20 protein-coding genes and 1 riboswitch are annotated in these 24,263 nt (G+C 40.5%); of the genes, 14 read left to right on the top strand and 6 right to left on the bottom strand.

Features of this window, described 5'->3' with window-relative positions; genetic code table 11:
• The first annotated feature begins 6 nt into the window (after positions 1-6).
• From HDE70_RS13020 to HDE70_RS13005, 4 genes are all read left to right on the top strand, one after another.
• Positions 7-864 (top strand): fumarylacetoacetate hydrolase family protein, encoded by an 858-nt coding sequence (locus HDE70_RS13020; RefSeq protein WP_183890583.1) that lies wholly within the window; start codon positions 7-9, stop codon positions 862-864.
• Positions 865-883: 19 nt separating this feature from the next.
• Positions 884-1,669: an SDR family oxidoreductase gene (locus HDE70_RS13015; protein ID WP_183890581.1), complete on the top strand. Its 786-nt coding sequence runs from the start codon at positions 884-886 to the stop codon at positions 1,667-1,669.
• A gap of 53 nt (positions 1,670-1,722) precedes the next feature.
• The gene (locus HDE70_RS13010; RefSeq protein ID WP_183866566.1) at positions 1,723-2,091 is read left to right on the top strand and encodes a hypothetical protein; all 369 of its coding nucleotides are present in this window, start codon (positions 1,723-1,725) and stop codon (positions 2,089-2,091) included.
• 174 nt (positions 2,092-2,265) lie between these two features.
• The gene (locus HDE70_RS13005) at positions 2,266-4,572 is read left to right on the top strand and encodes a TonB-dependent receptor domain-containing protein (protein ID WP_183890578.1); all 2,307 of its coding nucleotides are present in this window, start codon (positions 2,266-2,268) and stop codon (positions 4,570-4,572) included.
• 137 nt (positions 4,573-4,709) lie between these two features.
• On the opposite strand, the gene HDE70_RS13000 is transcribed toward HDE70_RS13005, so the two are convergent.
• Complete coding sequence (locus tag HDE70_RS13000; RefSeq protein ID WP_183866568.1) at positions 4,710-5,396, bottom strand: DUF4397 domain-containing protein; 687 nt, start codon at positions 5,394-5,396, stop codon at positions 4,710-4,712.
• A gap of 292 nt (positions 5,397-5,688) precedes the next feature.
• Between HDE70_RS13000 and HDE70_RS12995 the strand changes: the two genes are divergently transcribed.
• Positions 5,689-6,276 carry a DUF4136 domain-containing protein gene (locus HDE70_RS12995; RefSeq protein ID WP_183866569.1) on the top strand — a complete coding sequence of 196 codons (588 nt, stop codon included), beginning with the start codon at positions 5,689-5,691 and terminating at the stop codon, positions 6,274-6,276.
• A gap of 2 nt (positions 6,277-6,278) precedes the next feature.
• Here the strand turns inward: HDE70_RS12995 and HDE70_RS12990 are convergent, their stop codons facing one another.
• A complete protein-coding gene (locus tag HDE70_RS12990; RefSeq protein ID WP_183890576.1) occupies positions 6,279-6,653 on the bottom strand; it encodes a VOC family protein in 375 nt (124 codons plus the stop codon).
• Positions 6,654-7,043: 390 nt separating this feature from the next.
• Between HDE70_RS12990 and HDE70_RS12985 the strand changes: the two genes are divergently transcribed.
• On the top strand, positions 7,044-8,237 hold the full coding sequence (locus HDE70_RS12985) for an inositol-3-phosphate synthase (protein ID WP_183866571.1): 1,194 nt from the start codon (positions 7,044-7,046) through the stop codon (positions 8,235-8,237).
• 78 nt (positions 8,238-8,315) lie between these two features.
• On the opposite strand, the gene HDE70_RS12980 is transcribed toward HDE70_RS12985, so the two are convergent.
• From HDE70_RS12980 to HDE70_RS12965, 4 genes are all read right to left on the bottom strand, one after another.
• Positions 8,316-9,326: a type IX secretion system membrane protein PorP/SprF gene (locus tag HDE70_RS12980; protein WP_183890574.1), complete on the bottom strand. Its 1,011-nt coding sequence runs from the start codon at positions 9,324-9,326 to the stop codon at positions 8,316-8,318.
• Between the two features lie 3 nt (positions 9,327-9,329).
• On the bottom strand, positions 9,330-11,195 hold the full coding sequence (locus tag HDE70_RS12975; protein ID WP_183890572.1) for a gliding motility-associated C-terminal domain-containing protein: 1,866 nt from the start codon (positions 11,193-11,195) through the stop codon (positions 9,330-9,332).
• A gap of 348 nt (positions 11,196-11,543) precedes the next feature.
• Entirely contained in the window at positions 11,544-12,809 is a 1,266-nt protein-coding gene (locus tag HDE70_RS12970) for a peroxiredoxin family protein (protein WP_221302049.1), read from the bottom strand.
• Positions 12,810-12,920: 111 nt separating this feature from the next.
• Positions 12,921-14,411, bottom strand: coding sequence for a glycoside hydrolase (locus HDE70_RS12965; protein WP_183890570.1), 1,491 nt, complete (start codon positions 14,409-14,411; stop codon positions 12,921-12,923).
• A 160-nt stretch (positions 14,412-14,571) separates the two neighbouring features.
• Between HDE70_RS12965 and HDE70_RS12960 the strand changes: the two genes are divergently transcribed.
• The 8 genes from HDE70_RS12960 to HDE70_RS12925 all read left to right on the top strand — a co-directional run bounded on the left by HDE70_RS12960 (position 14,572) and on the right by HDE70_RS12925 (position 24,232).
• On the top strand, positions 14,572-16,050 hold the full coding sequence (locus HDE70_RS12960; RefSeq protein WP_221270594.1) for a cobyric acid synthase: 1,479 nt from the start codon (positions 14,572-14,574) through the stop codon (positions 16,048-16,050).
• Between the two features lie 4 nt (positions 16,051-16,054).
• Positions 16,055-17,068, top strand: coding sequence for a pyridoxal phosphate-dependent aminotransferase (locus tag HDE70_RS12955; RefSeq protein ID WP_183866575.1), 1,014 nt, complete (start codon positions 16,055-16,057; stop codon positions 17,066-17,068).
• The gene (gene cbiB, locus HDE70_RS12950; protein WP_183866576.1) at positions 17,053-17,988 is read left to right on the top strand and encodes an adenosylcobinamide-phosphate synthase CbiB; all 936 of its coding nucleotides are present in this window, start codon (positions 17,053-17,055) and stop codon (positions 17,986-17,988) included. Before HDE70_RS12955 ends, cbiB begins: the two co-directional genes overlap by 16 nt.
• A 7-nt stretch (positions 17,989-17,995) precedes the next feature.
• Complete coding sequence (locus HDE70_RS12945; protein WP_183890568.1) at positions 17,996-18,532, top strand: AAA family ATPase; 537 nt, start codon at positions 17,996-17,998, stop codon at positions 18,530-18,532.
• Between the two features lie 24 nt (positions 18,533-18,556).
• A riboswitch (cobalamin riboswitch) is annotated at positions 18,557-18,748 on the top strand.
• A gap of 26 nt (positions 18,749-18,774) precedes the next feature.
• On the top strand, positions 18,775-19,944 hold the full coding sequence (locus HDE70_RS12940) for an ABC transporter substrate-binding protein (RefSeq protein WP_221302048.1): 1,170 nt from the start codon (positions 18,775-18,777) through the stop codon (positions 19,942-19,944).
• A gap of 12 nt (positions 19,945-19,956) precedes the next feature.
• On the top strand, positions 19,957-20,985 hold the full coding sequence (locus HDE70_RS12935) for an iron ABC transporter permease (protein ID WP_183866578.1): 1,029 nt from the start codon (positions 19,957-19,959) through the stop codon (positions 20,983-20,985).
• Positions 20,985-21,995 carry an ABC transporter ATP-binding protein gene (locus HDE70_RS12930; protein ID WP_183890566.1) on the top strand — a complete coding sequence of 337 codons (1,011 nt, stop codon included), beginning with the start codon at positions 20,985-20,987 and terminating at the stop codon, positions 21,993-21,995. The genes HDE70_RS12935 and HDE70_RS12930 overlap by 1 nt, the downstream gene beginning before the upstream one ends.
• Positions 21,996-22,045: 50 nt before the next feature.
• Positions 22,046-24,232: a TonB-dependent receptor gene (locus tag HDE70_RS12925; RefSeq protein WP_183890564.1), complete on the top strand. Its 2,187-nt coding sequence runs from the start codon at positions 22,046-22,048 to the stop codon at positions 24,230-24,232.
• The last annotated feature ends 31 nt before the right edge of the window (positions 24,233-24,263 follow it).

Genomic DNA, 24,263 nt, shown 5'->3' with positions numbered 1-24,263 from the left:
ATACTTATGAAATTAATAAGATGGGGCAGTGCCGGCCGGGAAAAGACAGGTGTGATTATCAATGATATTAAATATGATACTTCTGCTTTTGGCGGCGATTACAATGAAGATTTTTTTGAGACAAACGGACTGGAAAGGTTAGCTGAATTTATCAAAGCAAATGCTGGAAAACTATCCATAATTCCGGATTCAGAACGTTTAGGTTCCCCAATTGCACGTCCATCTAAAATAATATGTATTGGATTGAACTATGCAGACCATGCTAAAGAAACCAATGCACCAATACCAGTTGAACCGATCATTTTTATGAAGTCAACTACAGCACTGGCCGGGCCGGATGATGCGATCATCACCCCGAAAAATTCCGTTAAAACAGATTGGGAAGTCGAACTTGCAGTAGTTATTGGTAAAAAGACATCCTATGTAGAAGAAGCGCAGGCACTGGATTATGTTGCAGGATATACCTTACACAATGATGTTTCGGAACGTGAATTTCAAATCGAAAGAAACGGAACCTGGGATAAAGGTAAGGGCTGCGATACATTTGCACCCTTAGGCCCTTTTTTAGCTACACCCGATGAATTAGGTGATCTTAATAAATTACGCCTGTGGCTGAAAGTAAATGGTAAAACGATGCAGGACGGAAATACCTCCAACTTTATCTTTACTATTCCATTCGTGATCTCTTACGTAAGCCAGTTTATGACTTTATTGCCCGGAGACGTAATTTCTACAGGAACCCCTGCCGGAGTCGGGCTTGGATTTAATCCGCCAATCTACCTGAAAGCTGGCGATATCGTGGAACTTGGTATAGATGGACTGGGAACATCCAGACAAGAAGTTAAAGCTTATGTTAAAAATTAGTATCATTTAATAATCAATAATGGATCTGCAATTAAAAGATAAAATAGTCATCGTTACCGGCGGGGCAAAAGGCATTGGCGAAGGAATCGTTCGCCAGTTGGCAAATGAAGGTGCTGTTCCTGTCATTATTGGCAGGAAAGAAGCTGATAACCTGAAACTCGTCAATGAAATTATCAGCGCAGGAAAACAAGCCTTCCAGGTAGTCGCAGAACTGACAGATCCGCTGATTGCAGCACAGACCATTACTACGATTATCAATACTTTTGGCCGCATAGACGGTTTGGTCAATAATGCCGGAGTGAATGATGGGGTAGGCCTGGAAAATGGAAACTACCAGGATTTTGTAGCTAGTCTGCATAAAAATGTAATCCACTACTACCTGATGGCCCATCATGCACTTCCTTATTTGAAAAAAAGCAAAGGTTCGATTGTCAACATCGGTTCAAAAGTAGCAGACACAGGGCAGGGGGGAACCTCTGCTTATGCCGCATCCAATGGCGCAAGAAATGCGCTGACCAGAGAATGGGCGGTAGAATTATTGCCTTACCAAATCAGGGTAAACGCGGTGATTGTAGCAGAATGTTATACCCCATTATATCAAACCTGGATCAGCTCACTGCCAGAACCCGAAAAAAAGCTTAAAGATATTACGGCAAAAATCCCCCTTGAACAGCGGATGACCACTACAGAAGAGATCGCAAATACAGTTGTCTTTCTGCTTTCCCCACGGTCAAGCCATACCACAGGCCAGCTGGTTTACGTTGACGGAGGTTACGTACATCTGGACCGTTCTATCAGTTCCTGAGATATTTTGCAGCAGAAGCTGTAAACAGCCTCTAAGATTTCTATATTTGCAAAATGTTCAGAAGCATTCTTGTACATCTGCTGATTTTTACCACATTGACCGCTAATTTTAGCCAGGTCTTTGTGCAGGCAGGGTTTGAGCTGAACGAGAACTATATCGTCTCTAAACTCTGTATTAACCGCGATAAGCCGCAAATGCACTGCAATGGTAAATGTTACCTGATGCGTAAATTAAAACAGGCCGAGCAAAAGGAAAAAAGCAGAGAACGTGAAACTCAAAGAAGCATGCACCAGTTAGGTGTAGTCGTTGAGAAACTATCTTTTAATCCTTATACAACCCTGGTGATGCAGGAATATAAGGAAGAATTACCTTTTCGCCTGCCAGCATATGCTGCTGAAATCTTTCAGCCTCCCCGTATATAATTCTATTCTTATTGAACCAGAACCCGGATAATTTTTTTCAATTAAATCTTCAGGGAACAGGTATGACATCCCGGTCAGCATGTCCTTGCGCTGTTTTGAAATTTAGCTATCAAATCAGCGTGAAGAAGCGGATTGATACGGGCAATATTTATATGAATTATAATTTATCAATTAATGAAACTTTTCAGATTAATGCTGCTATTGGCTTGTTTTGCCTTTTTTAAGCAGAACGTTCAGGCGCAAAACCAGCCCATAACAGGTAATATATATGACTCTCAAACCAGGCAGGCCCTTGCCGGTGTAAGTATCAAAACATCCGATAATAAACTACTGACCGTATCCGATAAAAATGGATACTTTAAAATTGAAAATACCACCCCGGATCAACATTACAAATTCATCCTTGTCGGTTTCAAACCACAGGAAGTTGATTATAGTAAAAAAGAAGGTAGCCTGAATATCCAGCTCGATGCCGATGAATCCAGCCTGAACGAAGTACGTGTAACCGGTTTTGCCGGAAACCGTACCAAAAAAGAAACTGCTGGTTCTATCGGAATGATTACCAGTGCAGACCTTAACCGCGGTAGCGGATTATCCTTTCAATCCGCCCTGAACTCTATTCCCGGAGTAAGAATGGATCAGAGCACACTCTCTGAAGCCAGGATTGCGATTCGTGGAAACGGCGTCAGATCCTCTTACGGATTAAGAAATATAAAAGTCTACCTGAATGATATTCCAGTTACAGAGGCCGATGGAACAACACGTATTGAAGCCCTGGACGTGAACAGCATCGGCAGGGCCGAAGTGATCAAAGGTCCCGCATCAAGCATTTACGGTGCAGGAACAGGTGGAGTCATCAATTTTCAATTACAGCGCTCGCCCTATCAGGAACAGAGTCTGGAAGCCTCAGGCTTAGCAGGAAGCTACGGATTACATAGACTGGCAGCCACATACCGTAATGGCGGAGATAAAATTAACAGTTATGTTTCCTATGGGTGGCAGGAATATGACGGCTACAGAGACCACAGCAATGACATGCGCAGGTTCCTGTCTGGTAACTTTCAGCTTTTCCCAAGTAACAAACGCATTATCACGCTCTTACTGAACAGAACAACGCAATACTCACAAATTCCAGGATCGCTGACCGCTGACCAGGTGGCTGCAAATCCACTGCAAGCCAACGCAAGTAACCTCGATAAACAAGCCGGACGCTACCAAACCTGGACAAGAGTTGGCTTAGGGCAACAATATCAGATCAATGATCAATTGTCTAACAGCACCAGCGTCTTTACTTATTCCTATGACCTGAATCACCCCTTACCTTATGCCTACCTGAGAAACTACTATCAAAGTTACGGCGGAAGAACCAGCTTCACCTATAACCCCGGGTTCTCCACGCTACCCACGAAATTTATTGTAGGTGGAGAGTTTAACGAAGGCCTGACCAAAGGCACACAATATGTCAATAACAAAGGAACCGAAGGTGCCCTTAACGGAAACATCGATTACCGCAACACACTTTATTCCTTATTTTATCAATCAGAAACACAACTGGGACCAAAAACGCTGCTGACGTTAGGCCTAAGCTATAACAGTCTGAAATATGATGTCTCCAACTATCTCGTGCCAGCACAAAGCGGAATAAAGGATTTTAAACCACAGGCTACTCCAAGGATTGCCATCAGTCATAACTTCTCCGAAGCCTTAAGCTTACACGGAAGCGTAAGTACCGGTTTTTCTCCACCATCCAGCTCCGAAGTAAAAAATGTGGACGGCTCAATCAACCCAACCCTACAAGCAGAGAAAGCAATAAACTATGAAATCAATGCAAAAGGTAACTTGCTGAATTCACGCTTTAGCTATGATCTTTCCGTATTCAAAATGGATATGAAAGGGGAGCTGATCGGGCAATCCGTACAACAAGGTATTACCATTTATAACAATGCAGGTAAAACAACCCATAACGGAGCAGAACTTGCTTTATCATGGCAAATCCTAAAACCAGAAGATAACCACGAAATAGCCAGTTTAAGACCTTTCGTTGCCTTAACCTATTCAGCTTTCAAATTCAAGGACTATCAGATTCTGGATGCGAATAATGCAGTAACAGCATCTTATAATGGAAATGCACTGACCGGAATCTCACCATGGGTAATCAGTGCTGGTCTTGACCTGGAAACTCGTTTTGGATTATACGGTTATCTGAATTATTATTACAATGATAAAATGCCATTAAATGATAAAAACACAGACTATAACCCATCCTATCAGGTAGCCGGCCTTAAAGCAGGCTATAAAAAAAGATTAGGAAAAGTATTCGAAGTTAACGTCTACGGTGGTATTGATAACCTTTTCAACGAATCCTATAGCTCAATTCTATCCTTAAATGCAATAGGCTATAGCGGTGCGCAACCAGCTTACTTTAACCCCTCACCTAAAAGAAACGGTTACGCAGGCCTGAGCTTAAAATATTTCTTCTAAGAATCCAGAACTGGTTCTTCAGATCAAAAGAACCTTAAAAAAAACGGACCTTGCTATTTCAAGTCATTGGCCGCCCCTTCAGGCGGGCGTCGCCTTGAAATAGCAAGGTCCGTTTTTTTTAAGGAAAAGTGGAAAACCTATTCCTGAGTAATCTGGCGAACCGAAATTGAATTTGCAGTAGACCCGGTAATATAAACCGTGTAAATCTTATCAGCAGCAAAAGCCGTTAAATCAAATTTACCCAAACTTGTAGACTGACCAGCAGCAAAAACCTGAAGAGATAAAACCCCTGGAGCTACCGTCGTAAAATTTGTTGCCACATCGCGGCCAAGATTTGCAGCTAAATTTTCACCAGAAGCACGTCTGATATCAATATTAGCCGGAGCAGCATCACTCAAATGTACAAACCTTACTTTAGCCTGTCCACTAACAGGAGCACTTCTGTCATCCTCAAAAATCTTTACCCTTGCAGCCTGGCCATCACCCGCTAAGAAAACCGTATAATTAGAACCATTTCTAATATCCGCTTTACCCGTTGCATAAGCCGTAGAAGAACCATCACTTCTAAACTCCATCACTAAATTACTACCAGAATTGGTCGAAATATAAGCTGAAGCATTCGCAAATGATAAACCACCACTTACAACTGCCGTATTAGCCAGATAAAACCCCTGGTTCGCAGACGAAGGTGAAGCATTTACAACCTTAACATTTGCAGATCCCGAACTGTCAACATCGTTTTTCTTACAAGAAGTTACAAATACTGCCATTGATAAAATAGCAGTCCCCTTCAATAAGTTTTTTAAAAATGATCTTGTTTTCATAAATTGATTAAATTAAATAGGTAATTAGTTTTTAATAACATTGTTGTTACGATTTAGCATTGGCAACAATTAATCCGCTGCACACATTTCACCACATGAAATCTAAAAACCAAAATTTATTTAACAGATAATCAGCTGATTAAAGCCATATTAAATAATATTTAAAACTATTGGGAGTAAATTGAGCTTTGCAAAAATAACTGTACTAAATAGTATACATTAAACCTTAATAAGTATTCCATGTCTCAATATAACTTATTGATACCTGCGTTTAATATTAAATGATATGAACATGAAAAAGCTAGTTTTAATGCTGTTCACAACAGCCGTTGTATTTTCAGGATGTTCCTCTTACAACTATTACGCTGTGGCTCATAAACCACTGGATCCCGCAAAATATAAAACCTTCGCCTGGATACCCGAAGGGAAATCCAAATCAACCTCTATCTACGATAATGATGTAGCCACAGATAAGATCGTAGAATCGGCCAGCCAGGAAATGAAAAACAGAGGCTTTACCCTGCAAAGCGATAACCCTGATCTACTGCTCAGATATACTGCGGTAGTCAATAAAGAAGTAAAAGACTATACAGACCCCGTTTATTATAACCCTCCATCAAGAATACTTCCGCGTGTTTCGTATTACGGCGGCCGTAGAGTTTATTACTATTCCTACTACAACCCATTGCCAATTTATGTAGGTGACAGAGAAAGAAGTATAAGAATCAAAGCCAACAGTATTATGATTGATATTATAGATCGTAAATCATCTAAAGTAATCTGGAGAGGCTGGGCAGAAGGAGAAGTCAATAATCCTGAAAAAGCGATCAATGAAATCCCCGGTGTTATCGGTAATATCTTCAAAAAACTGCCCCAATAAAATTAAGTAGTGGAGGTTAACCACCAGGTATTTCCAAAAGGATCCTGGATACCTCCACATCTTCCATAATCCATATCTGCTACTTCAGTAACCACAGAAGCCCCATGGAATATAGCCCGCTGAAATGTTTCATCTGCATTTCCTACATAGATAAAAAAATTACCGACTGCCTTTCCGTATTTATCTGCGGCCTCTGAAAGTAATAAAATGCTATGTCCGACTTTAATTTCCGCAGACAAAACCGTTCTGTTATCTTGTGCTATATTTAATGACCTGGTCTCCGCATTGAAGACTATTTTAGCGAATTCAATAAACTCTATTGCATTTTCGAGCATCAGATAGAAGAGAATCGTATGTTGATCCTGATAATTATTCATGTACGTAATTTTTTCGTTATACCTGCTGTTCTTAATCCCGCAAGCTGATAAGCTTAACAAATAAGGTGACCAGCAGTTTTTTTATTCCTGCCAATAGCCGGAAATCTTATTAATAACTTAATATACGTGTAAAAAAGATGAATTTAATGATATAGCTTATAAATGTATGAAGATAAGAAATTAACAGCTTTTGACCTTTTCATAAAAACTGACTATGTTCTTAAAGTTGTCAGAATGTAAAATTTAATCATCTTATCATAATTATCTCTATATTGCCCAAAACTATACTGGAAATAATAATCGGATTTCTATTTTTGCGGAGATTTAGATGGATGAATTCTGCCTTTAAGCTCTCCGTCTGATAAATTTAGAATAACCCAAGTTCAAACAATGCATAACCAAGGAAAGAAAATCAGAGTTGCAATTTTAGGCGTAGGTAATTGCGCCAGCTCATTAGTACAAGGCGTGGAATTTTACACTAAACACGCAGAAAAGACATCAGGATTGATGGCTAATGATATTGGTGGATATAAAGCAGCTAATATTGAATTCGTTTGCGGATTTGACGTAGATGAAAGAAAAATCGGTCAGCCATTAAAGGATGCCATTTTTGCGAAGCCAAATTGTACGATCATATTGAATGATGATATCGCATCAGAAGCTCCTATTTACAGATCACCTGTTATTGACGGTGTATCTCCGCAAATGGCCGCTTATCCTGAAGCTAACAGATTCGTTATCAAAGACGAATTAAAGAATACTGATATTCTGATTGATAGCGTAACCTACGATCAGGCTCAGGTAACTGCTTTACGTGCCGAAATTGTTGCGCAATTGCGTAAACATGAAGCCGAAGTATTGATTAACTATCTTCCGGTTGGCTCACAGCTGGCTACAGAATTCTATGCAGAAATCTGTATTGAATTAGGTATTTCTTTAGTGAATTGTATTCCTGTATTTATCGCTTCAGACCCTGCGTGGGAGCAAAGATTTATCGATGCTGGTATTCCAATCATCGGAGACGACATGCGCAGTCAGTTTGGTGCAAGTATCGTTTCTCAGATGCTTCAGGAGCTGGCTTTCGAAAGAGGTCACCATGTGAAAGCTCACATTCAAAGAAATGTAGGCGGAAATACTGACTTCCTTAACATGGAAGACAAAAACCGTTTGAAATCTAAAAAGATCTCTAAAGAAAATGTAATCCGTGCACAGAACGATATCAGAGGTATCTCTACCGAAGATAGTTTCCTTCATGCAGGTCCATCAGAATATATTGCTTATTACGGAGACAATAAAGTCGCTAACTTCCGTCTGGAATTAGAAGGTTTTATGGGTGCCCCTGTAATCTTTGATGCCCAGCTCTCAGTTCAGGATTCCCCTAACTCTGCTGGTGTAGTTATCGATGCCATCAGATATGTTTATGTGGCCAGAGAATTAGGCCTGGTAGGTGCCCTTAGAGGACCGTCAGCTTCTACTCAGAAAACTCCACCAGAGCAAATGATGTTCAGCGATGCAATCTACGAATGTCATGCACTGGCTAAACGCGAGTTAACAGCATCAACAAAAAAACAATTAAAAAAATAATTGCATGAATATCATGTTATAAAAAACCGCTCAGGCCTTAAGGCCTGAGCGGTTTTTTATTATACAGAATTTAACCGGTTACCAGTTTCGCTGCGGACAAGTGACCTTATACCTGTTATTCAGTAAAATGCCCAATACGATTTCATGCGTACCGTTACTGACCGAACCCAGCTCAGAAGTTGTAAAATCATAGGCGTAACTCAGCACAAACAGCGAACTGATATTAAAACCTGCCATCGCAGATACCGCGTCCTGCGGGCGATAACTTCCGCCAACCCATAACTTATCCTTAAATGCTACTTTAAAATTCAGATCTGCTGACAGAGGCGCAGGCTGGACTTTTTTAAACATAACTGAAGGCGTTACTGAAACCTCTTCATTCAAAAAAAACTTATAACCGGCAGTGACAAACAGATGTGGTACTTGTTTTCCCTGAACGGGCGCCTGGGAATCAGAAAAGCTAAGCGGTTGGTTCAGTAACTGCTGAACGGATACCCCTGCAAAAAAATCAGGACCGTATAACCAGACCCCTGCATCAAGATCGGGCTGTGTTTTAGTGTTAAAACCTGGGGTAATTGCAGGATCAATGCTGTTTTCCAGATTAAGTTTTGAATAATCAAGTGAAATTCTTGAAATCCCCGCGGCTACTCCCACACTCAGGTTTATTTTTGAGCTCAGTCCAAGATGATAAGCATAAGTAGCCTTAATATCCAATGCTTTAATCGGGCCTGTTTTGTCCAATGTTCCAAAAACGCCAATTCCATGGTGTGGTTCAGCAGCCATATAATTCTGGAGATAACTTCGTTCCATAGGATTTGCTCCTTTTTCAGCAAAAGAATTTGAATTTCCATACAAATACTGCTTACCTAATGGCGCATTAACGGAAAAAAAAGAAGTAACAGGGCCATCATTTATTCCTGCCCATTGTATCCTTGAACCCACTCTTACATCCGTGTAATTCTCTATCCCGGAAAGCGCGGGATTGAGCAGGTAATTATTAAAAATATACTGCGTATACTGGGGGCGCTGCTGGCCACTGCTAACCTCAAAAAGAAAAACACCCGTTAATATCAGGAATACTGTTCTCATAAATTATCTTAAAACCGTTAAAGAGCCCGAGCGTATCTTTTGGCCATCATGTAAATCAATCACATAATAATAAACCCCTACAGGTAAATATTCCCCATTATATTTCCCATCCCAGCCTTTTCCATCGCCTTTTCCAGAGTAAACTTTTCCTCCGTATCTGTTGAACACATATACGGTAGCGGCAGGGTAGGTGTCCAATGCAGCTATAGTCCATATATCATTGATACCATCTCCATTTGGCGTAATGGTATTCGGGATCACGAGTTTTTTCAGCACATGAATAGCAACCTGCTGAGCATCACCCGGACAGCCATTTTCTGACCATGCAGTTAAGGTATAGGTTACATCATGTACAGGAGTGGCTACAGGATTTAATTTAGCCGGGTCATCCAGAAAATCCGCAGGTGACCACAAATACTTGAAATGATCTCCCGATACCTGGCCTTCCAGGGTAACCGTTTGTCCTTCAATAATTACCCGGTTACGGCCTGCGCTGACTGTTATTTTCTGATATACTTCTACGTTTACACTTGCTTGCTTTTCACAACCACCATTGGAAACCGTAACCGTATATAAAGTAGTTTGAGCAGGGGAGGCGACCGGATCAGCAACGTCTGTGGCTGACAAACCAGTTGCAGGCGCCCATTTATATTGTATTCCTCCGGTTGCATGGAGCACAACCGAAGCCCCCCCGCATATCGGTGCAGGAGTTTCAACAACCGGAATGGGGACTGGCAGCATATTCACCTTGATTTTTGCAGAAGCAGTGCAGGTGCCAAGCGTTGTAGTCACCTGGTAATCTCCAGCACGATCAAGAGCAGCATTTGCGATGACAGGTGATTTTTCCGTTGAGCTGAAGTTGTTCGGCCCGGTCCACGCGTATGGGCCATCTGCGCCAGTTACATCCAACTGAATCGTATTTCCCTCACAAACTGTTTGCTCAGCTACCACAACTGGTTTTGGTAAAGGTTTTACACGAATGGTTATTGGCTGTGAGGTAGTTCTGCAAGCTGGCGAACTAAAGTTTGTAGCCTCAGCAGCCATCAGTCGATACTGGAAATCCCCAGCCGGTAAAGACCCCGCAGTCAGGTTGAGTTGTATGGCGTTTTCCCCATTCAGATCTGCCCACTGTCCACCCACCATTTTTTGCCATTGATATTGTAAAGTTGGCGACCCTTCAACAGTAGCAGACAGCACAACTCCATTTCCCTCACAAATTGTCTTTTCTGTCTGGCTTACATTGTCTGTAAGCGGGGTGATTTTTGGTCCGCACGCCCTAAAAGTGATATCATCCAGCGCAAGATCATTGCCATCTCCACCCGGCCCGTTATTTGCAATCCTGATTTTAACTTTGGTCGAATTACTGGTTCTGAACAAAAAGCCATACTGTTTCCAGGCAGATACCGGGCTTTCCGGGATATCACCGGTTTTATAGGTGCCTAAAAGCTGATCGTCCAGAGTCAGGATCGAAAAAGTAAGGTTAGGTTTGTTGCCAGAATAAGTTAATAAATTAGTTACCCAGGCCGCAAATTCATAGGTCGTATTCGGGCACAAATCTGTGGTAATAGCTGTTTCATAAAAAACACCTGGCTGGTAGCTGGCATTGATCATCATCATATACCCATCCGGATCATTTGGGGTATGATTGACCGTCTCAAACCATGCTCCGCCACCAATTTTTTTCACGATCGTATAAGAACCATCACCTGGATTGAATGAAGAAACATACTGGTAATTTGTACTTGCTCCTAAAGATGGGCCGAAATTACTGGTACCTCTCCCAAAATCAATATTCACGACCGGGTCACCGAAACTACCCGTGCAAATCTGAGAAAATGATTTTTCCGGTAAAGCAATACTACTATACATAAGAAAAATATATAAAATTCTATATTTCAATAATCTACAATATTGTATAACCTTCAAGTCTTATTTTTCTAAATATGACCGAATCTAATGATAAAATTCATTAATATAATTTGGTTATAATACACTCATTTGTAGTTTTTTATAGTGTTAAACTGGGTTGTGGCATGCTGTGGGGTAAAGCTAAAACATTATAGTTTATAAGATTCTACAAAAATGTTGACTATGAGGTTTTTAGTTAATATTCCGGATAGTGGTGAAACACTCCTTCCAGCTCTAAAAAAAACGGGATATGATGTTTTAAATCATACCCCGTTTTTTAAGCAGTAAACCTGAAACTGGTTGCGGCGCTTATTTTTCAAGTAATTCAGTAATCTTTTTTTCAAAAGCTTCCTTATATTTTGTATAATAATCTCCGGTACCAGGCCCATAAAAATCAGTGGTAATTTCCGTTACTTTTCCTGTCTTATCAAGAATCAGTGTAGTCGGAAACACTTTGATTGCAGTAAGCTGCGGTAATGTTTTCTCTGTATGTAAAGAATCAGAAACCGTTGTAGGAGTAATCAGCAAAGGATATTTCACATCAAATCTTTTTTGAAATTTACGTATGCTGGCCGCAGAACGTTTAACATTCGTAGTGTACTCGTAGGCAAGTCCAAGAACTTCTACACCTCTTTGTTTATTCTTATCGTAATACTCGCTCAGGAACGCTGTTTCGTCCATACAATTAGGACACCATGAACCCATCAGCTGTATGATCACCACTTTGTTTTTAAATCTTTTATCTTTAATTGATACCTGTTTTCCATCGATGTCAGGAAAGCTGAAATTCAGACTTCCATCCTCACCATCTTTAAGCCTGGTCACCTGCTCAGCAGATAATGCTGCCTGATCATCCTTTTTTGCAGTCCATACCTCTTTGGAAACCGGGCCACTATATAGATTACCATTTGTAATACTTCCTTTATTAATTTTTCCGGTAAATACCATGGCATGAATACCATCAAAAGTAGAGATCTGAAGTGAGTCTCCGGTAACTATTCCCGAAAGATAACGGTAATCACCAGAAGGGGTGAGGATAGATCCGGTAACCTGGTTTCCTTTTTGTGAAAACTGTCCTATAGCTTCCCGCTCAGAATTATTACTTCTCGTAAAATCAATTTTCCATTTACCATCAGCACTTTCAGTAGCATTTCCATGAACCGCAGGAAAGCGGTAAGCCTGTTTAGTGGTCGCAGTAAAAGGCATAACAATATCTTTTGAGGTCGTCTTTCTGATCCATGTTCCCGAAAGACTATCTTTTGAGATGATCTTTAACCTGAAAGCAGATTCAAAAACCGGCATATTGATAAATACAGAGTCCTTTACAATAGTGACATCTTCGGCAAGCATTTTTTCAGGCTCATTCACAATATAGAAAACTGTCTTTCCCTTTTGCTGCTGAATATCAAGATTGAAAATGATCTTATTTCCATCATTTCTTAAAAGAGCTGCGCGCCATGCTCCATGCTGAAGTGAGGTCTGTGCAGAAGCACCAACAGATAAAAGAGCGAATAAACCTATAGCAAGGGTCTTTTTGTACATATGCGTAATTAATTTCTGATCGATTGTTATCATAATAGGGCGAATATACTATATGTAATCAAAATCTACTAATTCTATAGAGTAAGACTATCGTCAAATTATCATGACAGGCCGTAATTTACTAAAACATAAAATGATATTTTATCACCCTTTAGTACCCGTAAAAGTAATTACACCTGAAGCGGGAACTAATACTTGAAAAATTCCATTCGCTTTTACAGCAACAGGGGCGGAGTTCTGCCATCTGATATTACTATCTGTCGTTTGAAAGGAATTAAGCAATCCGGCATTAAAACCATCTAACTGTATTTTACAAACCACCGCTTTCTGACCTGGATTGATTGCCACTAAGCTGAACTTTCCAGATACAGGATCTTTATAAGCTGAGATCTTCAATGTTGAATTGTTCTGTAATTTTGAATCAAAACGGATATAACCGGGATGAATGGCTCTGGAGAACTGTCCCATAACCTCATAAGTTTTTGGGAACTCTAAACTACCATCACTATTGGTTCCAATCAGTGATTCGTTATTTTTAATGGCCAGCATACCTAACCAATATACAAAAGCATTGATATTACATTCTGCCAGAAATTTATGCATACTAGTCGCCAATTTAAGGCCGCCAGTAATTGTTCCATCATAAGTACCGCCATCATCAGATGTTTCAGTTAACCAGACAGGCTTATTGCCCGTAGCAAAAGACCACGGTTTTGGATCCTGGTTCAGTCCGCGTTTACCAAAAATCAGATCGCCTATTTCTACATAACCGTGTCCTGCTAAAATATCGGCATTACTCTTATCCATTCCCGAAAGAAAAGAATTGGCTGTTCCCCAGGCTGCATTTTCAGAAGAGATGATTTTTGTAGCAGTTAATCCGGCGGCATTTAAAGCAGGGCGAAGATTATTGGAAACGAATTCACCCAAGTGTTTGGAATCCCAATAAGAGGCATCCCAGTCTGAAAAAATATTCTCAGGTTCATTCGTTGGTGAAATCGCATAAAAATTAATTCCTTCATTCTGATAAGCTTTGGTAAAGCCGGATAAATAACGTGCGAAATCCGTAGAACAACATTTAAAGTCAAGTCCATTGAAATTCTTCGCACTCTCACTACCCGGATTAGTTTTCATATACAATGGAGGGGTCCAGGCACTTGCAAACATAATTGGCAATTGATAACGTTCTTTTGCCTTTTTTAAGATCCATAACTGACCGATTTGTTCCTTCTCGTCTTCAGTCAGCTTTTTATAAGCAGCACTGTTTATATCCATATCTATATCAGCGCCGGCAGGTTTGATACTCACCACACCAGTCTGCTTATCGAAAGGATAACTACGGATAATCTTCCCGCGGATTATTGTCAATTGCAAACCCGTTTGTCCCCAGAGGTAATTCATAATACTATCACGTTTAGGGGATTCGAAAAAAGGAGTAATTCTACCTCCAAATGCTCCGAATCCTTCTATCTTTTGATAGGTTTTATTCCAGGATAGCGTAATACTTGCGGTATCCTTCGCAATTTCTACCGCATCATTTTTTGCTGAACTGAGTTTTTGTTGCTCCAGTACATTTTCTTTCTTACAGGATAAAGCCAGTAAAACCGGCAGAATCATAATCAGGTTTGATTTTTTCATGGTTAAATTATTGTTTTCCAAGTATCAGGTATGGTTGTTAATTGAACATTAAGATAATGGAAAGGAATTAGATTTTACTTGTGCACACCACATGAATTTGACGATCCAAAGGAATGAATTCCATTGTTAAGCTCTGATAAATTGTGTAAGCTTGCAAATCATGGAAAATCAAAGGAAGCTCAGACCTGTTATGTTTGTTGGAACCTCATCTGATGTAGGTAAAAGTGTAATTACTGCCGGATTCTGCCGGATCTTTAAACAGGATGGTTATACACCTGCGCCATTTAAAGCGCAAAATATGTCACTCAACAGCTATGCTACTCCCGAAGGCTTAGAAATAGGGCGTGCACAAGCCGTGCAGGCAGAAGCTGCTGGAATTCCCTGCCATACCGATATGAACCCTGTGTTGCTTAAGCCAACAAATGATCAGACCGCACAAGTGATCCTGAACGGGAAACCGATAGGAAACCAAAGTGCAAAAGAATACTTTTTATTAAATGACCGGGTTGCACTCTTTGCCGAAGTTAAACTTGCCTATCAAAGGCTGGCCTCCCGCTATTCACCTATCGTGATGGAAGGAGCGGGGAGTATCTCTGAATTGAACCTCAAAAAAAGGGATATCACCAATATGAGGATGGCGATAGCAGCGGGCGCGGCAACTTACCTCGTGACAGATATTGATAAAGGTGGTATTTTTGCCAGTCTTTATGGAACGATGCAACTGCTGGAACCAGAAGAAAAAGCATGTATTAAAGGTATTATTATTAATAAATTCAGAGGAGATCCAGATCTTTTTCAGGATGGGAAAAAGATGATAGAAGATTTATGCGGAGTTCCGGTTATTGGAATTGTTCCCTACTTCAAAGACATTTTTATTGAAGAAGAAGATGCCGTTTCACTCCAGCTGAAAAGAAATCAACCCGTAGCAGGTAAGGTGAATATTGCAGTAGTTTTATTGAGCAGAATGTCTAATTTCACTGATTTTGACCGTTTGGATAAAGATAGCCGTGTTAATCTTTATTACACCCATACCACAGAAGGAATCGCTCAGGCAGATATTGTTATTTTGCCAGGCAGTAAAAACACAATTGAAGATCTGATTGAACTGCGCAATAACGGGCTTGCAGAAGCGATTATTCTGGCCCATCAAAACCAGCAGACAGTGATCGGTGTCTGCGGGGGATATCAAATGCTGGGTCAGACTATTAAAGATCCCGGACAAATAGAATCGGACGCAGGGGAAATTGAAGGATTAGGTATCTTACCGGTAGAAACCGTATTGCTCAACGAAAAAACCACCAGGCAATGTAGTTTTACTTACCGTGATTTTTCTGAAAAATGTATAGGATATGAGATCCACATGGGAGAGACCAAAGTTATTGGAGCAGTACGGCCAGTTGCCTGGCTGGATGAAAAATATACAGATGGCTATTTTTTATCAGAAAAATGCTGGGGCTCTTACCTGCATGGTATTCTGGATAACCAGGTTGTGATCAATGATTTGGTTGCCCCATATACTGATTTGCAAGTACCCTATGTAGATTATTTGCAATTCCGCAGTGAACAATACGATAAATTAGCTGTATTGTTAAGAGAAAACCTGGATATTGAACAGGTATACCAACATCTAAAAGATTAATCAAATGTTTCAGGGACACGGAGACGATGGATATTTACATCAGCAAACATTAGCAGCCGATTTTAGTACAAATGTATGGCATGGGGGAGCCCCTGATGGCTTGAAAGAATTTCTTTTTACACAATGGGATAACGTACAGCGGTATCCTGAAGTACTGGCAGAAAGTCTCACTCAAAAGATAGCCTCTTTCTACGGCTTTAAATCTGAAAATATATTAGTCACCAATGGCAGTACAGAAAGTATCTACTTGGTTGCCCAGGCCTTTAAAAATGGAAAAACAACGCTAACTATTCCTGCTTTCGCAGAATATGAAGATGCCTGTAAACTATTCGGACATCAGCTGAATTTGCTGAACTGGGACGATTTGCAGACCGGAATTTCTGGTGATACCGGGTTATTATTTATCTGCAACCCAAACAATCCTACCGGAGCTGTTTTTAAAGAACTCGAAACCTTAATTCATCAACATCCTGAGATTTTGTTTGTTGTTGACGAAGCTTTTATTGAATTTACTTTATCGATTACATCAGTGCTCCCTTTAATTGAAAAATATGATAACCTGATTGTTATGCGCTCCATGACTAAAGCTTATGCAATTCCGGGTTTAAGATTGGGTTATATCGCAGCTAATGCTGTCCTGATAAACCGGTTAAGATCTTTTAAATTGCCCTGGGCGGTGAATGCAATGGCTATAGCAGCCGGACATTTTATTTTTGATCATATCCGGACGATACAAATCCCTGTTCAGCAATTATTAGCTGACCGGGAAGAATTTATCAAAAAGCTGGAGGGAAGTCCGCTGAAAGTCTATCCCAGCCATACCCACTTTTTTCTGGCGCGTACAAATCAGCATACTGCTGCGATATTAAAACAATTTTTACTAAAAGAATTTAATATATTGATCCGTGATGCAGGAAATTTCAGAGGGCTTACCGAAAAACATATCCGTATCGCTACTTTAAGTCCAAATAAAAATCAATTGCTGATTAATGCTTTAGCTGAATGGAAAACTATATAATTATTGTAATTCCCTTGCTTGCAGGTTATCTGCTGGATTTGCTCTTTGGTGATCCTGAAGGTCTACCACATCCTGTGCGGTTTTTTGGCAGTCTGATTGCTTTTGGTGAAAAACATCTCAATCAAGGAAGATTCAGATTTGTTAAAGGAATGCTGCTGGTATTAGTTTTATGTTCCTTCACATTTTTATTCTTTTACGGAGCAATCCATTTGATGCTGAGCCACAGTGTGCCTGTATATTTCCTTTTCGCCACTGCCTTTGTTTATTACGCACTAGCAAATAAAGGACTGATTACAGAAGGTAAACAAGTTTTTGACACTTTAAAGTATAAAGGGCTCGAAGCCGGTCGGAAACGCTTATCCCGTATTGTAGGGCGTGATACTTCAAACCTGGACGAACAACAGATCCGCGTAGCCGTGTTTGAAACCATGTCAGAGAACCTGAGTGACGGTGTAATTGCACCGCTGTTTTTCTACTTTATAGCGGGTATCCCCGGCATGCTTACTTATAAAATGATTAATACGCTGGATTCTATGATTGGCTACCGGAGTGACAGATATGAATATTTTGGGAAATTTGCAGCACGGCTGGATGACGTCGCCAACTTCATTCCAGCACGAATAACAACCATACTCATGCTGATGGTAACCTTTAGTATGCGGGGATGGCAATATGTGCTGAAGTATGGACATCAACATAAAAGTCCCAATGCAGGTTATCCCGAAGCAGCACTTGCCGGAATACTGGATGTTCAATTTGGAGGCCCGAATGTTTACCATGGAATTTTAGTTGACAAACCACTTATTGGTAGCAACAGCCGGGAAATTAAACACGAAGAATTTAAAATAGTAAGCAGTATCAATCAGGGTGTCTGTTTGCTTATGGTTTTATCCATCAGCATTTATTTCTTTCAGCTCTAAAAATTCCATGACCAGTCCAGCACCAAAATATATCATTAGCGGAGGTCCGGGATCAGGAAAAACAACCCTGATTAACGGATTGCAGCAACAAGGGTATTTTTGTTCTGAAGAAATATCCAGAAAGATGATCATCCAGGAAACGGCAAAAGGATCATTCTGTTTGCCCTGGATAGATATTTCCTGTTTTTCAGCTAAAGTTTTGCAGGAAATGATTTTTGCCTGGAATCAAGCTCCTACAGCTGCCATTACTTTTTTTGACCGTGCTATTCCCGACATTATTGCTTATCTGAATGTGGCCGAAGTCCCTGTTCCGGAAGAATATTATACTGCCTTAGCGCTTCATCCTTATCATAAACAAGTTTTTATAATGCCACCATGGGAAAGCATTTATGTGAATGACAGTGAACGCTGGCAAACCTTTGAAGAAGCCGTTATCATTAATGAAGCTATCAGGAAGGCCTATACAACCTGCGGATTTGAGCTGATTGATGTTCCCAAAAACTCACAGACAGAGCGCGTTGCATTTATCCTCGATTTTATCTAGGTTTGCACTCTTAAGGCTGCATGTTTATTCAAACAGTTGTTTAGTAATTTGAACAGCTGCCTGTAAAATGCTTTAAGGGAATCCCGGCGCAAATCCGGAACAGTCTCCGCTGCTGTAAACCTCGTTATTGAACTGCTGTAAAAACCACTTTCGTAAAGAAGGGAAGGGAGCAAGTTTGAGGAAGTCAGAAGACCTGCCTTATGAATAGTTATTAAATGCTTTCGGAAGAAAGGCTAAACTTTATGATGAAAAAAATAAATTCTCGTTCATTCAGAGGGATATTCCCCTGTCTGCTAGTTTCTCTGTTGCTGATTACTTCCTGCAAGCAGAATCAGTCTGGTCAGAAGCATACTTCCGCAAAAACCGGAAGTGCAGAAATTAAATACGCCAAAGGCTTTAATATCGATTATTATGATAACTATAAGTTAGTCAGTATTTATTCTGGTATGGGCGCGCATGCGGACACCGTTCAATATGTATTGTTAGCAAAAGGGGCAAAGGCTCCCGAAGGTTATAAAAAAGCACAGCTGATACAAATTCCAGTTCAAAGTTTGATTGCCATGTCATCTATGCATATCGCATTGGCTGATTTTGCAGGTGCAGGAAATGCGATCACAGGTTTGGGAAGTTTGAAATATGTAAGCTCAGCAACTGTTAGAAAAAATATAGCAGCGGGTAAAGTGAAAGAAGTTGGGATAGACGGAACCATGAATGATGAAATGCTGATCAGCATGAAACCAGGCCTGGTAATGGTCATGGGGAGTCCGGACGCTAAATTCAGCAAATATGAAACATTAACCGGAGCAGGCGTACCTGTGATGCTCAATTCTGAATGGTTGGAAACCACACCGCTTGGCCGTGCAGAATGGGTTAAATTAATGGCTGCACTGATGGACAAAGAAGAGTTTGTCAATACTAAATTTGATGCAGTAGAGAAAGAATATAACCGCCTGGCAGCTATAGGGAAAAAGGCAGTAACTAAACCTACGCTTGTTTGTGGTATGCCTTATAAAGGAACATGGTATGTACCGGATGGCGACAGCTACATGGTTCAATTTCTGAAAGATGCCGGTACCAACTATAAATGGGCAGATGTCCATGGAAAAGGTAGTTTGCCGCTTAATTTTGAAACTGTTGCCCCGGTTGCGCTTCAGGCAGATTTTTGGCTGAACGTGGGAACAGTAGATAGTAAAAATGATATTAAGGCCATAGATAGCCGTTACGTTGATTTCAAACCATTCAAAGAAAATCATATTTTTAACTTTAATAAAAAGGTAAATGATATTGGTTCCAATGATTATTGGGAATCAGGCGCTGTTAATCCACAGCTTATCTTAGGCGATTTAATCAAGATCTTTCATCCCGAACTACTACCGGATCACCAGCTCGTTTATTACAAGCAATTGAATTAATTCTTTAAGAAATTGAACAAAATAAAAGTTTTAGTATTGCTCTCCATTTTAGTGGTGGCATTTCTGCTTGATGTAGCCCTTGGTTCCGTCCACATTCCTTTGAAAGATGTAATTAAGGTCTTATTTACACCGGACGCAGGAAATGATACCTGGGTTTATATTATTGAAAAAATCAGGTTACCTAAAGCCCTGACGGCTATTATTGTGGGCTGCGGATTATCAGTAAGTGGTTTACAAATGCAAACACTTTTCCGTAACCCGCTTGCAGGGCCTTCAGTTTTAGGGATAACCGCAGGTGCAAGTTTAGGCGTGGCACTTGTGATGCTTTCAGCCGGTAGTATCACGAGTTTATACACCATTAAAGAATTGGGTATTTCGGGAAGCTGGCTGATTATTGTGGCTTCTTCGCTGGGAGCAGCACTGATTATGATTTTAATCGTCTCCATTTCTTCCTCTTTAAAGGATAATGTGATTGTATTGATCGTTGGTGTGATGATTGGGAACATCACACTTTCAGTAATTAGTATCTGGCAGTACTTTAGTTCACCCGAACTGATTAAAGACTACCTGCTCTGGACTTTTGGTTCTTTGGGCGGGGTAACTGGCGGGCAGCTGCTGATTTTGGCGATCGTTGTTTTTGCAGGCTTATTAATTTCATTCTTGTCTTCTAAATTGCTGGACGCTTTACTGTTAGGTGATAATTATGCCAGAAGCATGGGATTAACGGTAAAGCGTGCACGGATTCTGATTATTGGCAGTACAAGTATTTTAGCCGGAGGGATTACCGCCTTTTGCGGCCCGATCGGTTTTATCGGAATAGCGGTGCCACACTTAGCAAGGGCTTTGTTCAATACTTCAAACCACCGTATTTTAATTCCTGCTTGTTGTTTGATCGGAACTGTGTTGATGCTGATTTGTGATATCGTTGCCCAATTGCCAGGAAGCCAGACTGTTTTGCCTATTAATGTGATCACTGCACTGGTAGGTTCACCCGTTGTGATCTGGATTATTGCAGGGCCCACTAAATTAAGAGGATTCTAATGGAAGCGCAAACTACCTTATTATATACCTCAGGATTAACTATAGGTTACCAGGCAGGAAAAGGGAAAACGAAAGTTATTGCAGGTGATTTAGATTTAGAACTCCATGCCGGGCAGCTGGTTTGCCTGTTAGGCCCGAATGGCTGTGGTAAATCTACGCTGCTCAGAACTATATCCGGATTACAACATCCGCTGAAAGGTAAAATTACACTGGACGGTGCAGCACTTCACCAGCTGAAACCAGCACAAGTGGCGAAAAAAATAAGCCTGGTACTCACTGATAATGTCAGAGCAGGCAACCTGGATGTTTATTCGCTCATTTCACTGGGCCGTTATCCATATTCAGGATGGTTGGGCATACTCACCGAACAAGATAAGCAGCTTATCGGACAAGCAATCAAAGCTACAGATACCGGAGCTTTTGTCGGCAGAAAAATGGACAGCCTGAGTGATGGAGAATGTCAGAAAGTAATGTTAGCCAGGGCAATAGCACAAGATACCCCGCTGATTATCCTGGATGAGCCTACCGCTCACCTTGATTTACCCAGCCGGATACAACTGATGCGCTTGTTGCACCAATTAGCCAAAGAAACTAATAAAGCGATTTTACTCTCTACACATGAGCTTGATTTGGCACTGCAAGTCGCTGACCAGATCTGGCTGATGAGCAATGGCGGACAGCTTGATGCCGGATTACCGGAAGAACTGGTCTTAAACGGAGCTTTCCAGCATGCTTTTGATAAAGACGGAATTGCCTTTGATGCAGCAAGTGGCACCTTTAATATTCATCAGGCAGGAAAACGTTATGTCAATGTAAAAGGGGAGGGCGTTGCTGCTTTCTGGACTAAAAAAGCTTTGGTCAGAAATGGCTTTAGTATATCCTCAGCAGAAGATCATCAGGCATTGAAGGTTACCGTTAGCGGAGAAGGAGCGGATGCACTCTGGACTGTAGAAAAAAATAATAAATCCGCTACTTATACTTCATTGCGTGGGTTTCTCCTTACGCTGTAATATTCCGATCCTTCATTCGATTACCACTACTACACACCAATACTAATTATATGAATACAAATTTACCTTTATCATTTAAAAACCTGCTCATAGGCACGGTTTTACTCAGCAGTTCTGCATTAGCGCAGGAAAAGAAAGCTGATTCCATCAAAACCAATGCACTTGATGAAGTGGTTGTCACTTCTTCAAGGACTGAGATCAAAAGACGTCATGTACCACAAAGTATGACAGTGATCAATAAAGCAGTCATAGACATGACTTCTTCGCAGGAAGTAACTGATCTGTTGAAAAAGAATTCTTCCATCAGTATTGTACAATATCCGGGTTTATCTTCTGGAATTGGTATTCGTGGATTCAGGCCACAAACAAGTGGTTTAAATCAGCGTTCATTGCTATTGGTTGATGGTCGTCCCGCTGGTACGGTAAGTATTGCGACGATCAATCCTTCTGATATTGAACGTATTGAAGTACTTAAAGGCCCTGCTTCAGCCTTATATGGTTCGTCCGCTATGGGTGGGGTTGTAAATATCATTACAAAAAAATCTTCCGGAGATATTCATGGGAATGTTTTTGCCGAATACGGATCTTATGAAACCACTAAACTTGGTGCATCAGCTGGTGGAAATATCAGTAAGAAACTGGACTTCGACTTGTCTTTCCTGAATTATGACAGAGCTAAAAATATGAAATTAGGGAATGGCAATTTATTCAGAAAGATGCTTGGTGCCAATTCTGCACTTTATAATTATACTACCGGGCCCGTTGAAATGGATGATAAACGTTCTGATGGCTTAAGAAGGGATTATACCAAATTGAACTATAATACAGGAAGTTTGAGATTAGGTTATCAGTTTGATGCCAACTGGAGACTTGATGTTCGCGGAGAACGCTTTGTAGCGAAAAATGTAGAATCTCCGAGTGATATACAATTTGGAAACGGACAACCGAGTACAAAAGATATTGAACGTCATAATGAGGAGGCGACGCTTTCCGGTAATATCGATCAGCATCATTTAACTTTGAAAGGATATACTTCGCAGGAGAATAATCTGAACAATACTTTACTGACTGTAAATGGACTTGTGGCACCTTATGCTTCTTATAAAAGCACAACCAGCTGGAAGGGTATACAGGCAAAAGATGCTTACCAGTTAGGAAATCATTCCGTAGTTTTTGGTCTGGATTATAGTAATGCTTCAACGAGTTCGCAATCTTTTAATCCAAACGGTTCTGAATCTGCTCCATATTCTCCAAACTACAGTCTTTCTTCTGGTGCGGCTTATATTCAGGGACAACTAAACTTTCTGGACAATAAATTAGTCATTAATCCGGGTGTACGTTTAGATCTGATTACTTATGATGTGAAACAAACACCTTTATTAACCACTTATGCTGGTGGTAAAAAGACAAATCCTTTCTTTAGTCCAAGTTTAGCTGCTCAATATTCGCTGAATAAGCTGTTTACTGTACATGCTACTACAGGCCGTGCATTTGTAACGCCGGAGGCTTATAATGTAGCGGGCTATTCTGAAAAAATTAATGCTGGTAAAGCGAGTGTGATCCAGGGAAATGCTAACCTGAAAAATGAGAATAGTATTTCATGGGATGCAGGTTTGAGATTCAATAAATCTGAATGGGGACTGACTGCTGATTTCACTTATTATAATACCTATGTTAAGGATAGGATCACGACACAAACGACAGTGCCGGTACCAACAGAAACTACGCCAAGTGGTTTTCCAATTAGTAGCCGCATGACCTATATCAATGCAAATAAAGCAAATATCAATGGTTTTGAGGCAGAGGTTGCATGGGATTTCGGAACATTGGCTGCAAAAGATTATTCTTTAAAAGTTTTTGGTAACGCGACTAAATCAGCTAAGGCCAAAGAGGTTACTATTTTAGCTAATGGTACAGAATCAACTAAGGATATTTATAACGTACCTAACTTCACTTCAAGTTATGGTTTTGAATTCAACAACCTGAAAGGACTTGATTTAAGGCTGAGCGGCAGATATGTTGGTAAACGTAAGGATACTGATTTTAATGACCCTAAGTTTCCTGAAATTGTTTATCCGGAATTTATGACAGCAGATTTTGCAGCCAGTTATACCTATAAAAAAAGACATACGGTTACATTTCTGGTAAATAACATTACAGATGAAAACTATTATGAAAAGCGTGGATTTAATCTTGCAGGAAGGAACTTCTCTCTAAGATATAATATCAGTTTCTAAAACAGTTTTCTGATCAAAAGGATACTATGGT

The sequence above is a fragment of the Pedobacter cryoconitis genome (assembly GCF_014200595.1).
In the GTDB taxonomy this organism is placed as follows: domain Bacteria; phylum Bacteroidota; class Bacteroidia; order Sphingobacteriales; family Sphingobacteriaceae; genus Pedobacter; species Pedobacter cryoconitis_C.
The sequence above is the reverse complement of the archived record's forward strand: the minus strand, read 5'-3'. Positions and strand labels throughout refer to the sequence as shown.